Here is a 5257-nt window from a genome sequence, read left to right on the forward strand (position 1 = left end):
GCAGCAAAACAAAGTAATGACAGTGAACAACGGGCGATCGCTGCAATTTCCGATCAATCCGCCCGTTGCGCTGCTCCATGCGGCTGGGGTTCCAGGGCACATCGAAGTGAAATAGGTCGGCGCAGAAGTTCTGCAGGTTCACCCCCTCCCGCGCTGCATCAGTGGCAATCAAAATCCGTAGGGGGTTGTGGGCCGGGTCGGCGTTAAAGGCGGCTTTGATGTCCTCACGGCGATCGTCCCCCATGCCGCCGTGGAAGGTACCAATGCGATCGTCCTCGCGATCGCTGCCCGCGATGATCGCATTGATCTGCTGTTCTAGGTAGCGCTTGGTGTCGGCGTATTCCGTAAAGATCAGCACCCGCCGATTCAGCCACTTGGCCCTGGGCTGCCCCAGGTCAGGGCAGAGGTTTTGGCGCAGCCATGCCTCCAACGCCCCAATGCGGCTGTCAGGCTGTCGTCGGGCCTGCTCCGCCAGTTGGGTCATGTCTTCAAGAAGGGCCAGTTCCTCCTCAGAAATGGCCTCCCCGGCGGCGTAGGTGGCCTTCTCCATCTGCTGGTCTTCCTCCAACCGCACCTCGTCCTCTTGCAGGTCGGCCCGGTCATCGTCAGACCCCGGACTCTCCATCAAGAGGGATAGGCTTCCCTGGGTTGTGGTCTGCTGGTGCTGAGCCTGCCGCTCAATGGCTCGACGGTGGACGCTGAGGGTGCGGGCAAAGGCTTCGATGGACGACAGCAGCCGCTTTTGCAGATTGGTGAGTACCAGCATGGCGGTCGTTTGGGTCGAGCGGGGAGCATCTTTCAGGCGCTGCTCTCGCTGCTTGCGGTAGGCTTGCAGCAGCCGAGCTAACTTCAGCTCTGGAGCGTCCTCCGGTAGCCCGTCAATCACTATTGGCACAATCTCCCGCTTGGGGAAGTCGGGTTCATTGATCTCTCGCAAATCCTGTTTTAGCCGCCGCACCATCACCGCATCCAGCAGTTTTTTGCTGCGCACCGGCACCCCGCGACAAAACCGCTGAGGGTCGAGGATTTCCAACAGTGCCGCAAAGCTATTGGAGTGACCATTGTGGGGCGTGGCTGACAAAAATAGCCGATGCTCAAACCGGGGTGCCAAGTCTCGCACCGTCCGCGTCAGTTGCGAGTCAATGGCATATCGGGAGGCACTGGCCGGAGCGGCGTTGTGGGCTTCATCTAAAATTAGCATCGACCCGGCAGAGAATTCGCCTAGCCAATCCCGTAGGGGAGCCGCATAGGTTTCATCCCGCAGCAGGGAGTGGGAAATAATAAAGCGGGTATGGGTTTTCCAGGGGTTGATGCCGTAGCCCCGCTGCCGTCGTTTCATCGCCATGAAGTCGCGATCGAACACAATGAACGTGAGACCAAAGCGGCTCTCCATCTCCTCCTGCCACTGGCGCACCACCGACGGCGGGCAGGAAATCACCACCCGCTTAATCTTTTGCCGCATCAGCATCTCACGCAGGATCAGCCCGGCTTCAATAGTTTTGCCCAAGCCCACATCGTCGGCAATAAATAGGTTGACCCTGGGCATCCGCAGAGCCTTGCGCAACGGCTCTAGCTGATAGGCTTTGACCTCAATCCCTGCTCGGTAGGGGGCCTGAAATAGTTTCGGCTCTGTAGATGTGACGCAGTTCCACCGCAAAGCGTGGAAGTAGGCGGAAAAGTAGCGCGGGTCATCAAAGCCTTTGTGGGCCACCGCCTCCCAAGAGGAGGTTTCGAGCACCTGAGCATCGATTTCCCGTTCCCAAAATACCTCTAGCTCTTCTCCCTGGGCATCGTCTTCCAGGCAGGCTAAGCGCACCAGGGTGTCGCCCTGAGCCTGCGGGGCGGGGGTGACATCTTCGACCAAAAACTGCCGCGATCGCACATGGACGATCTGACCGGGGCTAAGGGCAGTGCCGCTATCTATACTTGCCAATGCCAACGTCTCCAAATCACTGCTAAAAACCACGCCTAGATGCCGTCACTCATCCATGGCTACGTTTCTAAGATGCCCACTATTGGCTCCCAACCTTAGGTCATCACCTCTGCGATCGCCTTCAAAGCGTTATGAAACACAACGTTTCAAGAAGCTCCAGCGCGCATCATTACTAGTTCCCCTCCATTGCGGATCGGCCCAGTACCCTCTGGCACATGGAAATCGAGCGTTGCATCTGCCTCCGGTGCCCCTTTTGTCTCACCTACCAAGATGCTGCCGGTCGCCTGGGGAACTTTACCATCCGCCATGCCAAAATCATCACCTACGAAGACCGCCCATACCTGGAATGCTGGTGTTAACGTGAGTTCGACAGTTAAAAAGCATCTTGGGACAGGGCTTTCAGCTCATCATTGGGGGATGCGCATTCTCATAGGCTGCGATGGCATCGCGAAGGAAGCGATCGCACAACCACTGCGCCACGTTGTCAAAATTCCGGTCAGCATCCAAAAACAGCACACCTACCACGGCTTCAAACATTTCGCCCCAGATACGAGGCTCATTCTTAGGAAGTTTGCGATTTTTGCGGTTCCAAGAAGAGCTGTAGTCGGGTAAACCTAACTTTATTGCGAAATGAGTAAGTCCATGTTTATTGACAAGGGCCTGCCGCCAATCATCAAAATCAGCTTTGGTGAGATCATGACCTGTACTGTAAAGAAAATCAGCAAGAACTGAGTCTATTAGAGCATCACCAAGATAAGCGAGGCGGCGATATTCACGCTCGCGCTGTTCTTGTTCTAGCTTAGAAAAATCCATTTCATTGAGGGTGCAGGGGTCGGTAAGGGCGATTTCAAGCAGGTCGTCACTGTGGAAATCAGGAAAGGCGATGGCCCTTAAGGGCCGGTCTTTGACCATCGCACGCTTAGCCGCTTCAAGTTTGATAGATAGATAGCTCATAACCCATTACCGATAAATGCGTATTTGCGGAATAACGACATACCAATCTTCTAAAATTTCATCAGAGTCCTCTGCTGTCTTGACGTGACGGTAGATGTAGCGAATGGTTACTTCCCTAGACTGAAAGCGAAATTTGCCAGGTTCTAGCCCCTTCCCGCTAAGGGACTGATTACACTTCTTGGAGAATGCCCCAATCTCGATCTGCTTCTCGTTGAAGATTGACCAACCGTTACCCCAGGAGTTGGGCCGTAAGTAGAGCGGATCTCCTTCCCGCATGGTTTTAATGGCATCTTGGTTACGTTGAGCCGCCCGAGCGCCCAAATTAACATCACCTGGATTGAAATCAAAGTAATTAACCCGTTTAGGCAGCTCAACTGAGTCTAAAAGCTCAGTCATGGGATCAAGTTGAGTTTCCTGCAAAAACTGGGTGGATTGGGCACCGCACAAAACCAATTCTTTCTTAGCGCGGGTTGTGGCGACATAAAATAACCGCCTTTCATCCTCAATCCGATGCTCAGCCTCAGAGAATTTATCCGTTAGTAAGATAACCTTTGAAAATTCCAATCCCTTAGCCCCGTGGCAACTGGTGACCAAAATGGCATCTTCATCGGTGAGGGAATTGTTGGGGCTTTCGCTAAATTCATAGATAGATGTGGCGATTTCCTCGGTAGTGATAGGCGTTGCCAGATCTGCGGAACCGTACCCGCGCTCTTTATCTAGATCATCGGCTATTTTCAATAGGGTTTTAACGGTGGGCTCTGTTAGGCTTCGCCCCTTGCGCTCAAAGAACGTCTGAAACCGTTGCCGCACCGACTCAGTCTCAGTCAGGGTTAGGGTTGGGTTTGCTTGCAGTTGCTTCAAAAGCTGATGGGTCACCGAATGGCGAATCAGCTTAACGTCTCGCCCCTTTAGGGCATAGGTAGGAATGCCCGCTAACCGCTCCAGCAGGGCTCTGATTTCGCTGAGCTGATCCCATTCCTTAGCTAAGATAGCAATTTCGTTTGGCAGTGTGCCCTGGTCTAGCCACTGGCGCACCTGCTTGGTGACCCAAATTGCCTGGGCTGTTAGCGTAGCAAATAGCCGCGCTTTCACCGGCTCTCCTACTTGCCCAATTCTGGCGCTATCGATACAGACCTGCTCTTCGAGCGTTTGCTTACAGCGATAGCGGTTGTTTTGAATCACCCGATTGCCTACGGCAATGATGGATTCTGTTGAGCGATAGTTCTCGGTCAGCAAAAACTGTTTAGCCTGGTATTCAGCCTTAAACTGGAGGATGAACTTGGCATCTGCTCCGCGAAAGCCATAAATATTTTGGTCGTCGTCACCAATCACACAGAGGTTAATTTGTACCGACTGGTTTTGGTTTTCTTTGTCGTCTAACCCTGAAATCAGCCGAATCAGGCGATACTCCTGTTCGGTCACATCCTGGTACTCATCCACAAAAATGTGCTCGGTGTTGCCCAAGAGTCGGATACGGCGGAGCTGGATGTCATCATCGTCTTCCTCTTGGCTCTCCAGCAGGTCGCAGGCATCCTTTAGGAGGTTGTCGAACCGTTTTTCTGCGTCCTGACGCTTGTGGGTCGGGGTAGTCGTCTCTTCGAGGGTGCGGCCTAGTAGAGCTAGGGCTAGGCCGTGGAAGGTGTAGACCCGTAGCCGAGAGGCTAGGTTGCCGATTAGATTCTGCAATCGCAGGCGCAGTTCTCGCACGGCATTGCGGTTGTAGGCCAGCACCACGATGCGATCGGGAGATACCCGCTTTACTTTAATCAGGTAAGCAATGCGGTGAACGATGGTGCGAGTCTTACCTGAGCCAGGGCCAGCAATCACCGAAATTGCGGCAGAGTCTGCTTCTACAATCGCCTTTTGGGAAGCATTGAGCGGCCCCATGATGGCATCGTAGTCGGCTTGGGTAACGGGGCGCTGAACCGATTCTCCATGCAGACTGGGGTAGGCTGCTGTGAAGTCTTCGCGGGTGAGGGTGAAGTAGTCGTCTATAAGCTGGTGACGCGCTTGGTCATCCTCTGCCAGCTCGCCATACTTGGCCATCAGGTGGGTCTTACGGGCCTGTTCTTTGTAGTGCTCTTCTAGGGTTGGGTAACGACTGTAGATAGTTTTGAGGTTGCCCCCTTTGAAGACTCTCACCTTTAGGGCCTGGTGAAACAGGGTAAGCCCATCTGTTAACCGCACAATTTCTCGCTCATGAAGCCAGATCAGCGTGCGTCGGAGCTGCTGAGCCTCTAGTTCTGTTGGGATGGAGCGTTCACGAAGTGTCTCAGGATGAGAAGCGCATACTGTCTCCAACAGCGCTTCAAAATCGCACTGCACCACTAAGCGAGCCCCGGTCTTGCTCTCTAAGGTATTGTCAATTTC

Annotated in this window: 3 protein-coding genes; all 3 read right to left on the reverse strand. The window is 53.8% G+C overall.

Features of this window, described 5'->3' with window-relative positions; genetic code table 11:
* The coding region (gene drmD / locus V6D20_17740) for a DISARM system SNF2-like helicase DrmD (protein ID HEY9817625.1) at positions 1–1933 on the reverse strand (1933 nt) is incomplete at its 3' end.
* A 399-nt stretch (positions 1934–2332) separates the two neighbouring features.
* A complete protein-coding gene (locus V6D20_17745) occupies positions 2333–2887 on the reverse strand; it encodes a ribonuclease III domain-containing protein (protein ID HEY9817626.1) in 555 nt (184 codons plus the stop codon).
* A gap of 6 nt (positions 2888–2893) precedes the next feature.
* A partial coding sequence (locus V6D20_17750) for an ATP-dependent helicase (protein ID HEY9817627.1) occupies positions 2894–5257 on the reverse strand: 2364 nt, incomplete at its 5' end.

Source organism: Candidatus Obscuribacterales bacterium (assembly GCA_036703605.1).
Lineage (GTDB): Bacteria > Cyanobacteriota > Cyanobacteriia > RECH01 > RECH01 > RECH01.